The organism is Pseudomonas sp. TREG-RG-20F-10-E-6-01 (assembly GCF_022662455.1).
Classification (GTDB): domain Bacteria; phylum Pseudomonadota; class Gammaproteobacteria; order Pseudomonadales; family Pseudomonadaceae; genus Aquipseudomonas.
Genome location: NZ_JAKNQP010000015.1, coordinates 88168 through 108888 on the forward strand (window position 1 = coordinate 88168; position 20721 = coordinate 108888).

10 protein-coding genes and 5 pseudogenes are annotated in these 20721 nt (G+C 56.9%); 6 read left to right on the plus strand and 9 right to left on the minus strand.

Translation table 11 applies throughout. The features are described 5' to 3' along the window. Positions 1 to 7 precede the first annotated feature (7 nt). Positions 8 to 338 (minus strand): annotated as a pseudogene (locus L8K08_RS27145) (Lrp/AsnC family transcriptional regulator). On the opposite strand from L8K08_RS27145, the pseudogene L8K08_RS27150 reads away from it, so the two are divergent. The 3 genes and pseudogenes from L8K08_RS27150 to pbpC form a co-directional block, all read left to right on the plus strand. Next, positions 298 to 387: pseudogene (locus tag L8K08_RS27150) on the plus strand (LysE family translocator); the annotation flags it as partial. The pseudogenes L8K08_RS27145 and L8K08_RS27150 sit on opposite strands and share 41 nt — an antisense overlap. Before the next feature lie 79 nt (positions 388 to 466). Continuing rightward, a complete protein-coding gene (locus L8K08_RS27155; RefSeq protein ID WP_242201280.1) occupies positions 467 to 6274 on the plus strand; it encodes an MG2 domain-containing protein in 5808 nt (1935 codons plus the stop codon). After that, the gene (gene pbpC, locus L8K08_RS27160) at positions 6255 to 8552 is read left to right on the plus strand and encodes a penicillin-binding protein 1C (protein WP_242201282.1); all 2298 of its coding nucleotides are present in this window, start codon (positions 6255 to 6257) and stop codon (positions 8550 to 8552) included. The genes L8K08_RS27155 and pbpC overlap by 20 nt, the downstream gene beginning before the upstream one ends. A gap of 152 nt (positions 8553 to 8704) precedes the next feature. Here pbpC and L8K08_RS27165 read toward each other — a convergent pair whose 3' ends face one another. Both L8K08_RS27165 and L8K08_RS27170 read right to left on the minus strand, forming a co-directional pair. After that, a complete protein-coding gene (locus tag L8K08_RS27165) occupies positions 8705 to 9871 on the minus strand; it encodes a hypothetical protein (RefSeq protein ID WP_242201285.1) in 1167 nt (388 codons plus the stop codon). Then, entirely contained in the window at positions 9868 to 10449 is a 582-nt protein-coding gene (locus L8K08_RS27170; protein ID WP_145158389.1) for a LemA family protein, read from the minus strand. The genes L8K08_RS27165 and L8K08_RS27170 overlap by 4 nt, the downstream gene beginning before the upstream one ends. Positions 10450 to 11236: 787 nt before the next feature. Here L8K08_RS27170 and L8K08_RS27175 point away from each other — a divergent pair. Beyond that, a complete protein-coding gene (locus tag L8K08_RS27175) occupies positions 11237 to 12148 on the plus strand; it encodes a hypothetical protein (protein ID WP_242201288.1) in 912 nt (303 codons plus the stop codon). A gap of 1067 nt (positions 12149 to 13215) precedes the next feature. Here the strand turns inward: L8K08_RS27175 and L8K08_RS27180 are convergent. From L8K08_RS27180 to L8K08_RS27190, 3 genes and pseudogenes are all read right to left on the minus strand, one after another. Beyond that, the gene (locus L8K08_RS27180) at positions 13216 to 14856 is read right to left on the minus strand and encodes a methyl-accepting chemotaxis protein (protein ID WP_103696139.1); all 1641 of its coding nucleotides are present in this window, start codon (positions 14854 to 14856) and stop codon (positions 13216 to 13218) included. Between the two features lie 40 nt (positions 14857 to 14896). After that, positions 14897 to 15633, minus strand: a pseudogene (locus L8K08_RS27185) (IS3 family transposase); the annotation flags it as partial. A gap of 513 nt (positions 15634 to 16146) precedes the next feature. Continuing rightward, positions 16147 to 16452: an NIPSNAP family protein gene (locus L8K08_RS27190; RefSeq protein WP_044319746.1), complete on the minus strand. Its 306-nt coding sequence runs from the start codon at positions 16450 to 16452 to the stop codon at positions 16147 to 16149. Between the two features lie 302 nt (positions 16453 to 16754). Between L8K08_RS27190 and L8K08_RS27195 the strand changes: the two are divergent. Then, a pseudogene (locus L8K08_RS27195) lies at positions 16755 to 17033 on the plus strand (integrase core domain-containing protein); the annotation flags it as partial. Here L8K08_RS27195 and L8K08_RS27200 read toward each other — a convergent pair. From L8K08_RS27200 to L8K08_RS27210, 3 genes and pseudogenes are all read right to left on the minus strand, one after another. Continuing rightward, positions 17030 to 18550, minus strand: coding sequence for a PAS domain-containing hybrid sensor histidine kinase/response regulator (locus tag L8K08_RS27200; protein ID WP_242201290.1), 1521 nt, complete (start codon positions 18548 to 18550; stop codon positions 17030 to 17032). The pseudogene L8K08_RS27195 and the gene L8K08_RS27200 sit on opposite strands and share 4 nt — an antisense overlap. A 455-nt stretch (positions 18551 to 19005) precedes the next feature. Continuing rightward, positions 19006 to 19209: pseudogene (locus L8K08_RS27205) on the minus strand (methyl-accepting chemotaxis protein); the annotation flags it as partial. Between the two features lie 80 nt (positions 19210 to 19289). Next, positions 19290 to 20105 (minus strand): SDR family NAD(P)-dependent oxidoreductase, encoded by an 816-nt coding sequence (locus L8K08_RS27210; protein ID WP_242201292.1) that lies wholly within the window; start codon positions 20103 to 20105, stop codon positions 19290 to 19292. A gap of 48 nt (positions 20106 to 20153) precedes the next feature. Between L8K08_RS27210 and L8K08_RS27215 the strand changes: the two genes are divergently transcribed. Beyond that, positions 20154 to 20531: a helix-turn-helix domain-containing protein gene (locus L8K08_RS27215; RefSeq protein WP_242201294.1), complete on the plus strand. Its 378-nt coding sequence runs from the start codon at positions 20154 to 20156 to the stop codon at positions 20529 to 20531. Positions 20532 to 20721 lie beyond the last annotated feature (190 nt).

Below are 20721 nucleotides of genomic sequence, written 5' to 3' on the forward strand. Positions count from 1 at the left end.
GAAGTGCTCAGCCTGGCAGGTGCCCCAAAGGCAAGGCGCCTGGGGTTTTCACGGTCTGGATCGCAAAGTTGCTGCGGATGTCCCTCACGCCGGGCAGTGCGGTCACCGCCTCCCGAAAAGCATTGGCCTCGGTGTCGTTGTGCCGCTCCACCTTCACGCCGACGAACACCATCATGCCCAGGCCCACTTCATCGCGGTCCAGGGTGGCTTGATAGCCGCGAATCACCCCGGCTTCTTCCAGCAGCCTCACACGGCGCAAACAGGCCGATCTCATCCGCCAGTTGCACGTTACTCAGCAATCGCTCGGCGCAGCGCCTGCAGCAGTGGTTATTCGGCAGCCTTTTGATCGGTTTTGCGGTGCGTCTCACTTTTGTGCAACACGCCTGAGCGTTTGCGGCATATTCACGTCATCTTTTGTATCAAAGACGCGTGTAAGATACGCCGCACTTAGCCAGGGATGCTCACCATGTTCGATGCGTTGAAAGCGATCAGTCGCCGTTTTCTCGGCCTGTTAACCACGGTGGTGAGTGCCCTGTTCGGCCAATGGCAGCCGCCTTTCTGGCTGCGCGCCATCGGCCGAGGCTTTGCGAACCTTGGCCGCAACGCTCGCGCCTATCCGCGCCAGGCCGGCGCCGGCGTGTTGGGCCTCGTTTTACTGGCTGGCGCCGGATTCTATGGCTGGCACTGGTATTCAAACCTGCCGCAGCCGCACACCGTTGGTTATTCGTTGCACAAACCGAACCTGACGGATTACACCCAGCAACCGCCGGTGGTGGATAACTTGCAGGTGCGTTTCGCCGAGTCCGTGGCCCCCTTGGCGGCGATTGGCAAACCGGTGACTGAGGGCATCACCCTCAAACCCACCGTGGCAGGCGCCTGGCGCTGGTCCGATGACCGCACTTTACTGTTCGTGCCAGAAAAAGACTGGCCAGTAGACGCCCACTACACGCTCGACCTGGCGAAGAAAAACCTCCTGGCCGACGGCGTGTTGCTCAGCCAGTACAGCAGCCAGTTTTCCACCCAGCCATTCCGCGCCACCCTGGCACAAAACGAGCTGTATCAAGACCCGTCCAACCCGACGCTGAAACAGCTGGTCGCGACCTTCCACTTTTCCCACCCGGTAGATGAAGACAACCTGCGCAAGCGCGTGTCTGTGACCCTCGGCAAAGGCCTGGCCTACCGCGATGCGCAATTGCCCAACCGCCCGGAAATCACCTTTGACGACAACAAGCTCAACGCCTACGTACGCTCCGCCGCCCTCGCCACGCCACTGGAAAGCTCGCCGGTCAGCGCCAGGCTCGATGAAGGCATCACGGCACGCGACGGCGGCAACGCCAGCACCGCGCCGCTGGTGTCGGAAGTCACCGTGCCCGGCCGTTATCGCCTGACCTTCACCGGCGCCGACGTCAGCTTTGTCGACAATGAACGCGGTGAACCGGAACCGGTGCTGATGTTCAGCAGCTCCAGCGCCGTGGCCGATGACACCATTGCCGGTAAGGTCCAGGCGTGGTTGCTGCCGGAAAAAGCCCAGGACGACACCCGCCCCTATACCAGCAACGACATCGACGACGCCCTGCTCGCCCGCAGCACCAAGGTCGCCCTGACCCATGTGCCCAGCGTCGAGCCGCTGAACACCTTGCACGCGTTCAAGTTCAAGGCCCCGGCCGGTCGCGCGCTGTATGTGCGCGTGCCCGCCAACCTGGAAGCCATCGGCGGCTATCTGGCGAAAAACCCTACGGCCTCGTTGATCAGCATGCCGGCGTATCCGCGCACGCTGCAGTTCCTGTCCAACGGCGCGCTGCTGAGCCTCAACGGCGAAAAACGCCTGGGTTTCATGGCCCGTGGCGTGCCCGGCGCCCATGTGGAAATCGCCCGGCTGCTGCCCAACCAGTTGCAACACCTTGTGGACCAGAGCAGCGGCAGCTTTGCCCGGCCCAATTTCGGCAACGAATACTTTGATCGGATGGTCGAGCGCCAGTCGCTGGATATTGCGCTGTCGTCCAATGACCCGGCGAAAACCGTCTACGACAACGTCGACCTGAGCCACTACCTCACCGCCAACGGCGGGCGTCGTGGCATTTTCGTGCTCAAGCTCAGCCCTCAGGATGACCCTGCAGAACGCACGTTCGAATACGACCGCAGCAGTACCAGCGACCTGCGCTTTATCGTGGTGACTGACCTGGGCATCATCGCCAAGCGTTCCAGCGACGGCAGCCATGATGTGTACGTGCAGTCGATCGGCAATGGTTCGCCGGTGGCCGACGCACAGGTCGACATCATTGGTCGCAACGGCCTGCCGGTCAGCAGTGGCCGCACCGACACCGAAGGCCATGCGCATTTCGCCAAGCTGGATGAACTGCGCCGTGAGAAAACGCCGCTGATGTATGTAGTCACTCGCGGCAATGACCAATCCTTCCTGCCGATTGCCCGTCAGTCGCAGCAGCTGGATTTGTCGCGCTTTGATGTAGGCGGTTTGGAAGAAGACGGCGCGATTGATCGCCTCAGCGCCTACCTGTTTACCGACCGCGGCCTGTATCGCCCTGGCGAGACTGCGCACTTGGGCATGATCGTGCGCAGCGGCAACTGGAAAGGCGCCCTGCAAGGCCTGCCGGTGGAGCTGCAAATCACCGACCCGCGTGGCCTGGAAGTGATTCGCCAACCCCTGAAGTTATCCACCAGCGGTTTTGAAACCTTTGATTTCCCCAGCAGCGACGTCGCCCCCGCAGGCGATTACACCGCGACCTTGCAGTTGATTGGCGAGAAAAACACCCGCACCGACCTGGGCAGTGTCAGCTTCAAGGTCCGCGATTTCGAGCCGGACCGCATGAAGGTGAGCCTGAGCCTGCACGACACGCCCGTATTGGGCTGGATTCCACCGGACCAGGTGGTGGCCAAAGTCACGGCGATGCACTTGTTCGGCGCTCCGGCAGCCGGCCGCCGGGTGACGGCGAAGATGTCCTTGAGCCCGACGCTTGCGGCCTTCGACCGTTATCCCGATTACCGCTTCCGCCTCAACAACTCATTGGAAGACGCCAGCACCGAAGACCTCGCCGAAACCACCGTCGACGACAACGGCCAGGCCGTGCTCGACCTTAACCTGCAACGCTTCGCCAACAGCACCTATCGCCTGCAGGTCATGACCCAGGTGTTCGAGGCTGAAGGTGGGCGTAATGTGGCGGCGCAAAGTGCGCTGCTGGTGTCGTCCGCGCCTTATCTGGTGGGTGTGAAAAGTCAGGATTCGCTGTCGTACGTCGCCAAGGACGCCCCGCGTCAGGTGCAGTGGCTGGCCGTCGCGCCGGACCTCACGCCAGTGGCGGTGGACGGCCTGACCAGTGAAGTGGTCGAGCACCGTTATGTGTCGGTGTTGGTGAAACAGTCCAATGGCACCTACAAATACGAGTCACGCATCAAGAACATCAGCCAGCCCGCCTCGCCATTGACGATGACCAAGGACGGCGCCAAGCAGACCCTGAACACCGGCACGCCGGGCGATTTCACCCTGCAACTCAAGGATGCCAACGGCAACCTGCTCAACCAGATCGACTACAGCGTGGCCGGACGTGGCAACACGTCGCGCTCCCTGGAGCGTAACGCCGAGTTGCAGCTGCGCCTGGATAAACGCAGCTACGCCACCGGCGATGAGATTGCGATCAGCATCCGCGCGCCGTACACCGGCGCGGGTTTGATCACCATCGAGCGCGACAAGGTTTACACCCAGCAATGGTTCAAGGCCGACAGCACCAACAGCGTGCAACATATCCGCGTGCCTGCAGGCCTTGAGGGCAATGCCTACGTCAACGTGCAGTTTGTGCGCGACATTGGCTCGTCCGAGGTCTACATGAGCCCGCTGTCCTACGGCGTGGTGCCGTTCAGCATCAACCTCGATGCGCGGCGCATGGCGCTGAAGGTCGAAGGCCCGGCGAAGATCGAGCCGGGGCAAACTCTGGACATCAAGGTCACCGCCGACCGCCCAGGCCGCGCGGTGGTCTACGCGGTGGACGAAGGCATTCTGCAAGTGGCGCGCTACCAGACGCCAGACCCGTTGGGTTTCTTCTTCCAGAAGCGCGCACTGGAGGTCGGCACCAGTCAGATTCTTGACCTGATCCTGCCGGAATTCAGCCGCTTGCTCAGTGGGGCGGCGCCCGGTGGCGATACGGAAGGCGCCCTGGCCAACCACCTCAACCCGTTCAAGCGTAAACATCAGCCGCCCGTGGCCTGGTGGTCCGGGCTGGTGGACCTGCCAGCCGGTGAAACGGTGCTGCATTACCAAGTGCCGGACAGCTTCAACGGCAAGCTGCACCTGTTTGCGGTGGCGGTGGATGCCGACAGCGTCGGGGTGAGCGAGGCCAACACCGAGGTGCGTGGGCCGATCGTGATCACACCGAACGTACCGGCTTTTGTCGCGCCGGGGGATGTGTTCAACGTGAGCGCCGGGGTGTTCAGCAACCTCGACGCGGCGGCCGACGTGAAGTTTGAAGTGCAGACCAGCGACGGCCTCACCGTGCAGGGCGACAAAGGCAGCACCTTGTCATTGCAGCCGCGCAAGGAAGGCACCGCCGAGTTCAAGATCAAGGTCGGCGAAACCCTCGGTTCGGCGGACCTGCGCTTTATCGCCGTGCTGCCAGACGGCAAACGCATCCAGGTAGCAGAAACCACCTCGATCCGCCCACTGAGCGAACACCGCGTGGCCCTGAGCCTGGGTCGTTTCGACAGCGCCAGCAAAGAGCTCAAGCCAACGCGCGAGCTGTTCAGCCAGCTGCGCGACGTGCAACTGGGCGTGGCGGCCTCGCCGCTGGTGTGGGCCAACGGCCTCAAGCATTACCTGGATGACTATGGCTATGCCTGCACCGAGCAATTGGTGTCCAAGGCCATGCCGGCGTTGATCTGGGGCGGCACGGCGCCCGAGGCCGAGCAAGCGTTCACCAGCGCAGTGCGTATGTTGCGCCAACGCCAGAACCAGGCCGGTGGTTTCGGTTTGTGGGCCGCCAACCCGGATGTGGCGCCTTATGCCAGCCTGTACGCCACCGACTTCCTGATCGAAGCCAAAGAACGCGGGCTGCCGGTGCCGGAAGATTTGCTGGTGCGCGCCAATGCTTATCTGACAGAACTGGCCAACGGCCCGAGCGAAGGGCTGTCGGAATTGCGCAACCGTGCCTACGCCAGTTACCTGCTGAGCCGTCAGGGGATTCTGGTGAGCGGCGCCTTGAGCGATATCCGCGAGCGCTACGAGAGTTACTTCAAAGACACCTGGCAGAACGACCTGGGCGCCGCGTACCTGGCCGCCAGCTACAAGCTGCTCAAGCAGGACCGCCAGGCCGATACGCTGTTCCGCAAAATCCCATGGCGCTCCCTTGTGGATAAGTGGGACAGCGACGGCCTGTATTACGACCCGCTGGTGCACGACGCCGAACACTTGCACCTGCTGGCGCGCCACTTCCCTGAGTTGCTGGACGATGTACCAGCAGCCTTGCTGGATAAGCTCGGCAAGCGTCTCAACGAGCAACGCTACAACTCGCTGTCGGCCGCTCTGCTGCTGCGTGCCCTGGACAACTATGGCCAGCGCGCGCAAAGCGACATGACCCTCAAAGCCACCGCCTGGCTGGGCGACAAGCAGCAGCAACTGCTGGAAATGGCCGGTCAGCCGCCACGCGCCGCCGTACCGGGTGCCACGCAAAAACTGGTGATGGAGAAAACCGACGGCCCGGCCGCGTTCTACATGCTCAGCGAGGCCGGTTTCGACAAGGGCGCCAAGCTCAAGCCGATCAACAATGGCCTGGAAATCATCCACGAATACCTCGACCTCAAAGGCGAGCCGGTGAGCAAAGTGGCGGTGGGTGATGAGTTCCTGGTGCGTCTGCGCCTGCGTGCGACCGACCGCGACCAAGTGCAACAAGTGGCCGTGGTCGACCTGCTGCCCGGCGGCGTCGAGCCTGTGTATAACTTGCCGCCGGAGCCGGAAACCGCCAGCGCCGATGAAAGTGAAGGCGACGATTCGGAGTACGTGGAAACCGCCGACGGGGATGAAGCGGATGCCTGGCAGGCGCCTATCGGCGAAACCGAACTGAGCAACTGGCAGCCGGACTACGTGGACGTGCGCGATGATCGGGTGGTGTTGTACGGCACCGCGCTGCGCGATGTGGGCACTTTCGTCTACCGCGTGCGCGCCACCAACGCCGGCACCTTCAACACGCCACCGGCCTACGCCGAAGGGATGTACGAAACCACCCTGCAAGGGCGCGGCAAAGTAGGCCAGCTTGAAATTACCAAGCCTTAAACGCCTGACGCCGCTGCTGGCAGCGGCGGTGGTGCTGGTGGGCTTGCGGTTGTGGCCGCACGCCCCGCTGGAACAGGCCGTCACCTCGTCGCGGGTGGTGTTGGCCGACGACGGCGCGCTGCTGCGCATGACGTTGGCGGATGACGGCCAATACCGGTTGTGGCTGCCGCTTGCGCGCATGTCGCCGTCACTGGTCGAGGCGTTGCTGCTCAAGGAAGACCGCAATTTTTATTGGCACCCGGGGATCAATCCCCCGGCGTTGCTGCGCGCGGCCATGGCCACCTACAGCGGCGGCCAACGCCAGGGTGGTTCGACCTTGAGCATGCAACTGGCGCGGCGCTTGTGGGATTTGAACACCCGCCAAGTGCCGGGCAAGTTGCAGCAGATGGCCTTGGCGTTGTGGCTGGAGGCGCGCTACAGCAAGCACGACATCCTCGAGGCCTACCTGAACCTGGCGCCCATGGGCGGCAATATCGAAGGCGCCGAGGCGGCCAGTCGCATTTACTTTGGCAAATCGGCTGCTCAGTTGTCGTTGTCTGAAGCGCTGGCGCTGGCGGTGATTCCGCAGCAGCCGGGGCGACGCGCGCGCTTCGGGCCCTCGCTGCAAAACGCGCGGCTGCGCTTGATGGCCGACTGGCGCGAGACTTATCCACACGACCCACGAAACGACAGCTTGCTCGACTTGCCGCTGGAAGCGCGCAACCGTCAGCAAATCCCGTTTCTGGCGCCGCACCTGAGCGAACAGTTACTGGCTTCACAGGCTGGCAACGAGTTGAACACCACGCTCAACCTGCCGCTTCAGCAACTGCTTGAGCGCCTGATTACCGGCTTTATCGCCGAGCGGCGCAGCACAGGCGTGGAGAACGCCACAGCGATCCTGATCGACAGCCGCGACCAGAGCGTAAAAGCGCTGGTGGGCTCGGCGGATTACTTATCCACAAGCATTCACGGGCAGGTCAACGGCGTGTTGGCGCGGCGCTCGCCGGGGTCGACCCTCAAGCCGTTTCTGTATGGGCTGGCGCTGGATCAGGGTGTGATCCACCCCATGAGCATCCTCAAGGATTTGCCGAGCAACTTTGGCTACTTCCAGCCGGAAAATTTCGACGGCAGTTTTATCGGGCCGCTGACAGCGCGGGATGCTTTGATCCGTAGTCGCAATATCCCGGCGGTGTGGCTGGCCAGCCAAGTCAAATCACCCTCGCTGTATGGTTTGCTACAACGCGCCGGCATCCAGGGCCTGCGCGGCGAAAGCCATTACGGCTTGGCCCTGGCGCTGGGCGGTGGTGAGATGACGCCCGAGGAGCTGGCGCGGCTGTATGTGATGCTGGCCGGTGACGGGCATCTGCGGCCGTTACGGTATTTGCAGGAACAGCCGCCATCCACTGGACCGCAACTGCTCACGCCGCAGGCCGCGTTTATGGTGCGCGATATGTTGCGCCGCAACCCACGGCCGGATGGCTTGCCGGGCCGCCATTGGCGCACCGCGTGGAAAACCGGTACCTCGTGGGGTTTTCACGATGCCTGGAGCGCAGGTCTGGTCGGGCCGTACGTGCTGGTGGTGTGGGTGGGTAACTTCGATGGTCGACCGAACCCTGCGTTTATCGGCGCCAAGACCGCTGCACCGTTGTTCTTTCGCATCGCTGACGCCCTGCCCCTGGCGCTGCCCAATGTGGTGATCAAGCCCGACAAGCCACCCGCCGGGCTGGTGCGCATTGAGGTCTGCGCCGCTTCCGGTGAGTTGCCCAACCGCTGGTGCCCGCAAACCCGCAAGACCTGGTACATCCCCGGTGTGTCGCCGATTCGTGTGTCGAACCTGCACCGCCCGGTGTTGATCGACACCCGCACTGGCAAGGCCGCGTGCCCGCCATTCGATGCGCAATACACCCGTGAAGAAGTCTTCGAGTTCTGGCCCAGTGACGTGCAACGCCTGTATCGCGCCGCCGGCTTGCCTCGGCGCACGCCGCCCAGCGTGATGAAAAACTGCCAGCCCAACCGCATCAGCGATCAGAGCGAAGCGCCGCAGATTCGCTCGCCGCTGACCCAGGTGAGCTACCAGTTGCGACTGTCCCAGCCGCAGGAAAGTATCCCGCTCAATGCCAACGCGGCCAGCGACGCAACCACGCTGTACTGGTTTGCCGACCAAACCTTGATCGGCCAAGGCCCGCCGCAAACCACGTTGAACTGGCGGCCGGGCAAGTCGGGCGAATACCGGTTGCGCGTGAGTGACGATCAGGGCCGCAGTGCGAGCCGCGGGTTGAAGGTGGAGTTTGTGCCGTGATCACAAGGTACTTGGCTGGATAAGCGCAGATCCCCCCTGTGGGAGCGGGCTTGCCCGCGAAGACGGTGGCCCAGCAAACAGTGATGTTGACTGACCCACCGCTTTCGCGGGCAAGCCCGCTCCCACAGTTGATCTCCTGCGCGACGCCCTGATCAGGCGTCTTCATCGCCGAAACTGGCTTTGCCGGCATCCTTGGAAAAATGCTTGAACGCCGCACCCAGCTTGCGTTGCTCGAAGATCGAAAACACCAACGTGCCGAGCAGGATCAGCATCCACACCAGAAACAGCTTCAAGGTATCCACCTGAGCCACGAACAGCAGCAGCGTGACCACGCCGCCGATGACCATGCCCAATCCCATCCACGCACCCAGTACCCGACCCACCGCCAGGCGCATGCCTTTGGGCAGGACCAGCCGGGTCGCCATCATCACCACGATGATCGTCAGGAAAAAACCAAACGCCGCCATGAACGGAATCGGGAAACCGCCCTCGCGGTACAGCCAGGCCAGCAGCCGATACACGGGGCCCAATGGCTCCATTTGCTGATACGTGTCGGGACCCGGTAAATGCAGTTGGGCGAAATGCGCGGGCGTCATGGCCATGATGCCCACGCCGACCATCCCGACCACGGCCGCATAGAAACCACCGGCACGCCACAGCGGCGCCAGCACGCGAGTGTTTTCTACATCCTGGGTCAGCGCCAGGCCGAACACCGCGTTGCGCTGTTTGCCTTGGGCAATCGCAGGTTTGCCGTCGCGCTCACAGGCATCGCCAATCAGCATCACGTCCAGGTCCTGGACCAGCAGGATCTCGCCTTGGCGTCGGGAACTGCCGACGAGTTCGTAGTCGTCGGGGGCCTTGTTGCCGAACAGATCAATGCCTTCGGCGATCACGCGGATCTCACCCGTTGCATCCTGCAGGCGGAAGTCATTGCAGCGCGCCTCGCCGGATACTCGGCTCCAGCTCCAGCGCCCGTCGTCGTCTTTCTTGCCGTCCTCGACAACCCACACATAGCCCACGCACGGCTTGCCATTCACCGGCGACAGCTGGGTTTTGTCGGCAATCACTTTGCCGCGCACTTCCACCAGGCCCATCGCCAGCGAACGAATCTGGCCGGTGGCCAGCCGCTGTTCGGTTTTATAGAAACTGGGCCCGAAGCTGAGCAGCAGGCCGACCAGAATGCCCACAGGGAAAAACAGCGCGATAAAAATGTGCGGTGCATAAGCAATCAAGCTGATGAAGCCTGCGAGCAATACCAGCGCCAACGCGGTTTTCCACTTGGGTTTCTTCGCGACGACGCCTGCCTGGGTGGTTTTCATGCCCCCGGCACCTCAAGCTTCACGCCTTCGTAGCGGGTTTCTTCGGCGCTGATCGCCAGCAACGGAATACGCTGATAGCTGAGCATTCGCGCAAAGAACAGGTCGGGGAACACCGCGATGGCGATGTTGTAGAGGTTGACCGACTCGTTGAAGAACTCACGCCGGTCGGCAATGCGCTCTTCCACGGCCGAAATGGCCTGCTGCAATTCGACCATGTTCGGCCCGGAGATCAACGCCGGATAACTCTCTGCCACCGCAATCACCGACTTGAGCGCGGCATTGAGCTGGTTGGACGCATCGACCTTGTCGTTGAGGCTGCTGGCATTCAAGTATTGGTTACGCGCATCGCTCAGCCGCGTAAACAGCGCGTTCTCGTGGTTCATGGCGGTCTGCACCACGCGCATCAGGTCGGGGATCTGGTCGGCCCGTTGCTTGAGCAGCACGTCAATGTTGGCGAACGCCTTATCCACATCGTTACGCCGCATGACCAGACCGTTGTAGACCCCGACCATCCAGCCGATCACGCCCACGACAATGATCAGCACGACGATGCCGGCGATTAGCAGTTCTATGTTCATGGAAGGCATCCCTGGCTGAGTTATCCACAGGGAGGCATTCTAGGGGGAACCTGACAGGCGTATGCGGTATTGGCGCACAAAAACGATAAACGCCGATGACCGGTTGCTTCGGCGGTTTTCTACACGTTCTTCGCCCATAAAAAACCCTCGATTGCCGAGGGTTTTTTAAGTGATGGATTTAGTGAATTAAAACTGTCGCGGAGAGTACCCGTTTCATGGGGCCTGCACGCACCTACGGAGAAAATGCAAAACTGTCGCAAAGTGCTGAAATGCTACTTCAGGGGGAACGCGCTAGAGAATTAAAACTGTCGCCGCCAGCAACGATGTGTCTTTGCGCGTAGTTATGGTGGCCTCTAACCGAGCGCTGATTCACGCGTGCTTCTGTTCGGGGCTTGGTTCACAACAGTCGCACCCAAAGTGGCATACCAGATTTTAGTCGGCGTCGATCCCACTTGATCCGAACGTTAGACAATCGCACGAGTTTTCAAACAGCCTAGACCCAATCGGTCAGTCACTACCCACGGAAAAGGTCAAATTAATGATCTCCACCTCTTTGCGAAGATCGCTCGCATTAAGTTAGCTAGGCAGAGCTCGCTGCGGGCGAGAATGCGCCAGCCTTCATAGAGCGTCCGGCAAGTCACCACGGGCTATGCAGGACAATGGTGTGGATGTTCGCCTAAGATGGCGTTATGCCTTTACTGGCTAGGTTTGTGTTGCAATTTCAGACATGTGGTTCCCAGTAACAGAGCTCGAAGTAATGTGATTGAATACATGGAGTTTGTAAGCTATGAATGACAAGCGTGAGCCTTGGTTTTCCCTTCGCGATATTCGTTATTTTCGAGAGGGTGAGCATGCCATTGATACTATCCATCTTCTGTTCCCTATAGGTACGGGTACATTCGACTATGCGTTGCCAACTGACAGTTCAGATACTGCGCTCCGTTTAATACATTTTCTCTTCTCGTCGCTTGATGAGAATGATGAATTCGACAACGATAATTTTCAGGCGCTGCTTCAAAAGCTAAAGGATCCTGATGGGCTGACAATGAAGTCGCTCATCAAGAATGAGTTTCTCACCGCAGATTTTATAGTCTATAGCGCTTTTAAAGCGCACAAGTCCATTGACAAAAGCCTTGGAACGCTCTCAGATCTGAATCTGGGGCTCCGCACTTCGCTTCTGATCCTTCAGCGAGTTTTAGGTAGCTTTCAGTCTATTGCGATTTTAATTAAAAATAGCATGTATTTCGATGTCAATTGTTTACTTCGGTCAACTATGGAGCAAATTGGGCATGCTTACCAGATCCGTAATGCGAAAGACCGTGCGGAGATTGAGGGCTTTGTTTCCACTAAGTCCATAACCCCGCTGAAGGAAATTATTCCGGAGGCAGGTAAGCTCTATGGCAATCTGAGTGATTACATTCATAACAATAAAATCATTTGGGGTGTGTATGTCGAAAGTGAGTCGTCAGCCGATGGCGAGGAGCACAAGACTTATGTCGTAACGAGATCCGGAAAAAGAACTAAAGATTGTATAATTATCTTTTCTTATATTGCCCAGGCGTACTTTTCAGTTTTGGTGAAGATTTACAATGAGCATTGTAAGGATGTCGAAAGTAGCTTTGCTCAAGTTATTGAAGATTGCTACGATCATATTGCCAAGCTAAAGAGAGATATGGTGTTATCGCTGATGCAGAATTGACCCATCTGCCGACCTGGCGTTGCCCCATAAGGAGTTAACCCAAAGTCAGACCTGCTACCGCTTTACGAAGTAGAAGCTTGGGTCAGGGAAATCTCGGCAGCTGGGTCAAGTCTGCATAAACGGCAACACATCAGGCCTCTTCATCGAACTCCGCGCCTATCCATGAAACGGTGCCTTTCGCGGTTCTACCCACTTCCAATAGAAACAACTGGCCATTTAGTCCAGGCTGTGAGAAATCAATGCCGTCATCTTTAGGTGAGTAACGTCGGCTGCCTGGTTGCGTTGGACGGAATGCCGAGAGTAGGTATCTTTGGGCATTTATGCCTTGGTACGCAGGCAAGTCTGCGGAGATACCACCTACATAAACCAGTGGAAGAAATCTATTTGGGTAATCGGAATACTTCGGAGCGTGATGGCCTTATGCCATCGCCCAGTCTGGGCTCCGCGAAAAGGGGGCACGCCTTTGGATAGACCGAAACGCCGAGTACGGCACTCAGATAGACGGATAATAATGGACAATGCCCAAGCCCAAGCTATAAACGGTATAGCGGTGACCGCCGACAAAAACTGGATCACTGTCAGGCCTGACCAAATACATTAGATCGAAGTGCGGGATGAGCACTTGTAAAATTGTAGATTTTTTATAGTGGGCCGCAATTAGTTCTACGGCGCCCAATATAGATTTCTAATCGAGCGCACCCACTTGTTTTGAAGGACATTTTAGTTATCTGTATAAAGCAAAACGGTAAGATATTTTAATTTTATAGTGGCAAGGAATGGTGGCCCTTCCCATTATCAACTCAACAATAGGAGTTACATTGCAAATGTGAAATGCAGGCCAGGATATTTATAAAAATGGTTAATCACATTTGTTTAAAGAGCAAGCGGAGAGCATTGTCCTACCAGGGCGACGCTTAACAATTAGGTAAGCCCAAGAACGTGAAGTACTTGGGCGCTTTACCTAACCGAGGAAGTCCTGGCAGTAGCCTCCCTGAATTTGCAAGCCTCTAAGCTGTCCCTAGGCACGCCGTATTTCATAGTGATATGACGGTCAGGGCGAAAGGTGATTATAGCTTGAAATGCCCTACTAAGGTATTGAACGACATGGCTAATTTTGATAATTCATGACTGGATGAGCTTGTCTGATTTGCACCACATGCGGTTTGCGTCGACAGATCATGAATGTTGACGAGGTTTTTATCCACCTCACGGGCAACTTGCGCCTGCTCTTCAGACGCACTTGCAATTACCAAGTTTCGCTCATTTATCTGACCAACGCCTTCACTGATCCTCTCCAGGGCATGGCCAGCTTCAGCGGCGAGTGTTTGAGTACTTTTGACAAGGTTCCGGCTTTTTCCCATTGCCTGAACCGCATCATCAGCGCTGTTACGCACCTGACTGATCATTATCTCGATCTCCCCTGTCGAAACCTGTGTACGATGCGCCAAAGCGCGTACCTCGTCGGCTACGACAGCAAAGCCACGGCCCTGCTCACCAGCCCGTGCGGCTTCGATTGCAGCATTTAAAGCTAGTAAATTGGTCTGCTCAGCTATGCCACGGATTACGTCCAGAGCCTTCGTAATGCCGTGAATCTGTCCGGCCAATGCCTCGACAGACTGGGTGGAATCGATAATTTCCACTGTCACCGTATTAATAGACGTCACCGCCTGCGCCACTTGTTTCTGGCCTTTCAGCGCATTATCAGCCGTCTGAGTGGAAATCTGGGAAGTGCTGACTGCATTGCGTGCCACCTCTTCCACTGCGGCAGTCATTTCATTGACTGCAGTAGCAGCTTGTTGAATTTCATCGTTTTGTCGCACCAGATCACGGGAACTGTCTTCAGTCACTGACGTGAGCTCTTCCGCTGCAGACGCCAGTTGATTCGAAGCATCTGCTATCTGCCGCACTGTGTCTTTGAGATTGTCCTGCATGTGGGATAGTGACCGTAGCAACTGTCCAGTTTCGTCGGTACCTCGTACTTCGATGGACTGTGTCAAATCACCTTTGGCAACTCGCCCTGCAGCTTCAACTGATCGCTGAATTGGACGAATGATCATGTTAGTGACAACCATACCGAGTGTTGCGGCACCTACTACAGCGACCAAGCACCCTATGATAAGTATCCAGGTAACCTGTTTGTTAGCGATATCGCCAGTTGTGACTACGTCAGCAGCCTGTCGTGCATTTGATTCGACCATGATCTTGATCTCATCCACAGCGATACGGTAAGCAGGTCCAACGCTGCTTGTGGCGACTTTTCGAGCCTGGTCAATGTCACCATGAGTGAGTGCAGTAAAACCGGTCTCGACGGCTGAAATGTAGGTCATCCAGTCACGTTCGAATTTGTCGACAGCAACTCGCTCGTCATTTTGTAGCGGTGTTTCACGGTAAATTCTGAAGGCAGTCTCGGCATCGGACCTGTTATCACGATACGACTGGATGACGGCATTGACGTCGGCGGCGCTGGCGTTCGCAGCGGTCAATACGATGGCTTTGAAAAAGTCCCGGTTAGTGGCAATCACATTTGCCTTGAGCGTATCGGTCTTCTGAATCGAGACCAAATTGGTGCTAACGGTCTCTTGTAGTTGACCGTACATCTTGCTGATGCCGGACTGGCCCAGTGCTGCCACAGCTATGGTGATAAGGGAGCACAAACCAAAAGCAAGCAGCAGTTTAGATTTCAACTTGACATTTACCAACAAAGACATAAAGTCCTCTTAGGGGTTTATAGAAATTTGAAACGGAGCTTTATATCGGCCGGATCCCGGAAGACTTGAGGGATTGTTGGAAAATCTTGATGCGTTTCTCGTCGTACCAGCGAATGTATGAGTCCATGCCTTGAATGAACTGCTCAATGCTCGTTGACTGCCAGTTGTGAGAAGAACAGCTCCGTCTTTAGCCGGCCTAAGAAGCCTTCACAAGCCGCGTTATCAGGTGAGCACCCCTTGCGCGACATCTACCGAATCAGCTTCGCATCAGCGATGCGGGATAGCCAGCCGGGCCATCGGTAGTGTGAACCACAGGCCGTTTATCGTTGCCGGCCACCGTTTTAACGGCGGCATCCAGCATCGTGTTGAAGAGCCCGGCGTCGGGATGGGTGCCGATCGACCAACTGATAACCTTCCCATCGAAGCAGTCGATGATTGGAGACAGGTACACCTTGCCGGCCCGGATCTGGAACTCCGAGATGTCAGTCAGCCATTTCTCATTCGGAGCAACAGCTTTGAAGTCCCGGTTGACGAGATTCTCCGGCGCGGGACTGACCTCTCCGAGGTAAGAACCGTATCGAGGCCGTTTGGGCTTGGAGACCACCAGGCGCTCCTGCTTAATCGAGCGCTCCACCACCTTCTCTGACGAACGCACGCCCGCCCACTCAGCAAAGCCCTCATACGTCGGTAGCCATAGCAGCGATTATTGCACTCGAAGATGTCTGCCATAGCACGACGCACTTCGGTGTATTTTTCACCCACCTGCATTCGGGCTCGTGAAAGGGAGGCCGGCATTGTCGAGCGAGGAAAGCGAAGGCTGATGCCCAGCGGTGATTGGCTAGCCCGAAATGAACTATATGCTCTGATTAGACAAAAAGCGTATGCGTGCGACGCTGCTGGCTATCCGGAGTGAGTTGAAATACCGGCGTCATGAACCCATCCAGGTTCAAGGGCAATGGCTTACCCGAGTAGTGAGTGGGTACTTTAATTACCACGCGGTACCGGGAAACTTGAAGCGGCTGAGTGGCTTCAGGAAAGCCGTTTGTCGATACTGGCGCCAGGCGCTCATGCGACGTAGCCAGCGAAATAGGCTGCAATGGTCTCGCTTCGGGTTGCTCACAAATCACTACATACCCAGCCTAAAGAATGCACACCCATACCCTGAGGATCGCTTCGCGTCACGTACCCGAGGCAGGAGCCGTATGCGGTAGTTCCGCACGTACGGATCTGTGCGGGGGGGGGGGCGGGTAACTGCCATCCCTACCGCGACCGATGAGGTGGGCCACTTCCTCATTCAAGCATGGGACGAAGAAAACTTCTTTCGTAGCTCACGATCAACTTCAACGCCGTCGCCTCTTCCACCAGGCGCACACACTCCTCATCCTGCGCAGCCTGATCGCGATACCGTTCGTAATCCGCGAGGGTAGCGAAACTGAACAAGCAATAGGCAATGTTGTTGGCACCTTCAGCGGGCAGAAAGTAGCCGTGGTGCTCGCCTCCCAGACGGGTCACCAGACCGATCCACTGGCGCGAATAGCTTTCGAATGCAGCGAGTTGGTAAGGATCGATAACGTATTTGACGTGACAGGTGATCATGCAATCAGTCCTTTGAATTAAGGGCCATCATTCTACCCTCTACAGGTTTCACTCTCGCACCCTAGTATCAAGGCGCAATCACGCAAAGTGTGTTGGGCGGACGCTTACTACGCCGCGCCGCATTTTGCCAAATGACTTCACGACTTTCATGGTCTTCACGCTTCTCGACACCGGTGAATCGCTCTTAGTTTCTTAGACGCTCTCCAATCTCAGGAAAAGCGATTCTAATACTCTACTGGAGACAGTGAACGAGCCCCATGAAAGACAGGACACCGTTTCCCCCTCACGATAAGGGATAGGCAAACGGTTACACCGCCGAACTGACGCGCCTGTTTGCTCGGCAGATCGGTTTGCAGCCGTTGACCACGCCTGTGCGTAGCCCGCAGAGCAACGGCATGGCCGAGAGTTTCGTGAAGACGATCAAGCGTGATTATGTGGCGCACCTGCCCAAGCCGGATCGGGAAACGGCGCTACGTAACCTGGCGATTGCCTTCGAATACTACAACGAGCAGCATCCGCATAGCGCTTTGAAATATCGCTCGCCGAGGGAGTTCAGGCGCTCGGTGACAGCATCAATTTAACGGGGAGTAGGTGTCCGGTTTGGTAGGGGCAAGTCCAGATTCCCGTTCAGGCAATTGGAAATTGATGCTACCAAGATGGACATGTCGAATGGCTTAACCAGCACCGCGGTATGGCTGGGTATCCGATCTTCTAGCTCAAGGCCGGCATATCCAGTGATGAGCAACACTGGTAGTTCGTGATACAGCATTCGGCACTTGTGAGCCAGTTCGCATCCGTCTATGTCGCCGCTCAAACCAACGTCACTGATCATCAAAGTGAAGGGCGCTGTATTGTCCTTCAGCGCCTCTAGAGCGGCGGAGGCATCGCAGACGGCGATGACCTCATGCCCAAGTTGCATTAGCCATGCAGCAAGCGTTTCGCGCACATCGAACTCGTCGTCGACCAGTAAGATGCGTCCTCTGGGATCGTCGGATTCTGACAAAGGCTCATAGCCAGAAGCCGGAATTTTAAAAATTGCGGCCGGTGCTAAGTGAGAGGGATCGAGGGGTAACCACAACCGGACTTGTGTCCCAGTTCCAGGCATGCTGCTCAAGTCGATGCTGCCACCTGATTGGTGTACAAAGCCATGAACCTGAGACAAGCCAAGTCCTGTCCCTGCACCAACTGGTTTAGTGGTGAAAAAGGGTTCGAAAACTTGAGCAAGCTGCTCTGGCGGAATACCGTTGCCTTGATCCAAAACCTCAATAAGTGCAAATCCAGGATGTAATTGACTAACATCTAAATCGGTAGGTACTTCCAGCGCTTTTTGCGCTCTCAACTCAATGTTGGCACCTCGAGGGCTCGCATCTCGCGCGTTGACCAGCAAATTAAGAAGAGCGGCCTCGAATTGCGCATCATCCACGTGAATGGCTGGCAGGTCGGGACACACCTGCATCGTTACATTAACATTATGATCGGCGGTAGGACGCAATAGGCCGACAATATCAGGGAGGCGGCTTGCGAGGTCAATTGCACATGGAGTAAGCGGGGAGCGCCGCGAAAATGCTAGCAACCGGTGAGTAATCTTAGCCGCGCGTTGGACTAGCTCATTGGCGCGTTTTGCTCGCGCAGGTACTGCTGAGCAGCGTCCAGTTTCAGCAAGATTTGAAATGAGTTCGAGAGAAACGCCGATACCCTGAAGAATATTGTTGAAGTCATGTGCAATACCCGCGGTAAGCTCGCCGATCGCTGCCATCTTGTTTTTTTGTAGTGACTCGGCTTCCAGGCATTTACGGGCTGTGATATCTGCGACCACGCCGCAAACGCGTAGAGGGATGCCAGTCTCAGAAAACTCGGTGCGCCCAAATGGCGAAATCCAATGAACAGATCCGTCTGGCCAGCGTACGCGAAACTCGCAGCTCATTTCCCCTGCAGATCGAGCTCGCTCGAAGGCACCGATGAGTATATGGCGATCCTCCTCGAGCACATGCGCTAATGCAATTTCCAATCCCCACCTAGGTTGAAGAGTGCTATATCCGAAAATCTGATCATGGCGAAGCGATCTAAGCACCTCTTGGTCACCTACCAGATCAAGCATCCAGACGCCCAGATCTGCACTCGCTAGAGCAAGCTGAAGCAGCTGGGGAGGGAGGTTGTTCAAGATCAAGTCTCACCGCAGAAGAGCAAGCCAAAACCCGGAGGGGAATTGGGGAAATTACCAGGTAAAGTCCTGATTACCACCTAATCGCTTATAGGCATGGGTATTGCTCACTGAAAACGGTAGGATAACATGTGGAGTTGATTTGGAACCTGTCATTCACATCCTATTTGATTCCACTTTGGCTGCACTGCTGGTGCGCTATGAGCGGTTGTAGACGGCCGTCGACGCCCCGCTTACCGGGGGATGAAGATCAGCTCAGTCTCCCAGGCCAACATGCTGCGTGATGAACCGGCAATTCCCATCGCCGCTACCATCGAGGCCACGTCATCGACAACCAAGTTTTGAGCATACCATCGGCCTTTTATTGCTGGTAAAAATAGGCAGTGCCCGATTTACAATTTGAAGCGTTTTACCAACTTATTGAACAACACCGCCAATCGGGAAAGCTCTTGAGCTGAGGCTGCGGTCTGGTTAGCTCCGGACGCAGTCTGTGCCGACAAATCTTGAATGTTGACCAGGTTTCTGTCCACTTCACGAGCCACATGCGCTTGTTCTTCGCAGGCGCTAGCAATGACAAGGTTGCGATCGTTGATCTGGCCGCCGCAGCGGGCAGGGTGAGATTACGCATTTGCTACCGCATAAGTGGGCGCCCGCTTAACATCACCTGGCAAGAATACTAGAGAACGGGAGAAAGACCGCCATCGACCCTTAAATTGATGCCCGTAATGTACCCCGCGATTGGGCTGGCAAGGAATGCAACGGCCGCTGCGATTTCATCCAGCTGGCCGACTCGACCTACAGGAACTTGAGCAAACAATGGCAGAACAAGGCGTTCGATTTCTTCCCATGGCGCATCTTTGCTGCACAGGCCTCGCTCCTCGGCCACCTCGCGAAAACGTGCGTCAAGGGTCGAACTGTGTATGGTGCCAGGAGATATGGCATTGACGGTCACCCCGTCCGCCGCTACTGCTTTGGCCATGGATGCAGTCATTGCGTTGATCGCGGCCTTGCAAGCCGAATAATCTGGCGCAGTGGGTGGCGGCATCGTTGCAGCAAGGCTGGAAATATTGATCACCCGCCCCCATTTCGCTTGCTGCATTTTGGGTAATAAGCGCGTCGTGACCCTTAGAGCAGCAAGAACATTTCGATCATAGGCGGACGCCCATGAGGCAGGCTGCGTATTATGCCAGCTTTCTTTCACGCCACCCGAGCCGCCAGCGTTATTGATCAATATGTCTATCGATCCGGCGAGATTTTCCGCCGCCTCTACCAACTGCTGCACCTCGTCATCGTGTGTAAGATCACCCACCACAACATGGGCACATCCGCCCAAGGTAATGATCTCATTGGCCACTTTTTCTGCTTGCGCTTCGTCGCGACCATGGACGATGACAACGGCTTTCTCAAGGGCGAGTTTCCTGGCGATTGCTTCGCCAATCCCTCTGCTGCTGCCGGTGATCAGCGCCTTCTTACCGTCCAAATTCAAGTCCACGTGCCAGTTCCCTTTTACAATGCTGTTAACTTCGTAAGGTAGAGCTAGATGATGGACAAAACCAGTACGCACCTTTATGTGCCTATCCCTCAGGAGGAGCGTGAAATCTGTCTTGGGGCCGAGGGTTCAGTCGCGCACGTGGCTCGTGTGATCCGGATGATCCAGGGGCGCTGGAAATTACCCATTCTTTTCAGGCTCTACTCCGATCCCTCAATGCGCACGTTGCAGCTAAAGCGGGATTTGCCAGGCGTCACGCAAAAAGTACTGACGGAGCAACTGCGGCAGCTGGCTAATGATGGTCTCATTGAGCGGGTTGATTTCGGTGAGTTACCTCGCAGGGTTGAATATCAACTGTCGGAAATGGGTAGGCAGCTTCTTCCCGTTCTCATAGCTACGCGTAGGTTTTCGGTAAGCCATCCGTCCTGAACTGCAATCGAAAAGCAAGGTGTGATCCGCAGACGCTTACGACCTTGCAACCTCATTGCGTAACGTTTTTCAAACTCTACCGGTGACAGCTGATTTCAGAATCGCACCGCCGCGACCTAACACAACTGAAATAGACGCTGCGAGAGTGGGACAACACATTAACCAGAGATTGCCTTGAAGAAAGGCTCTC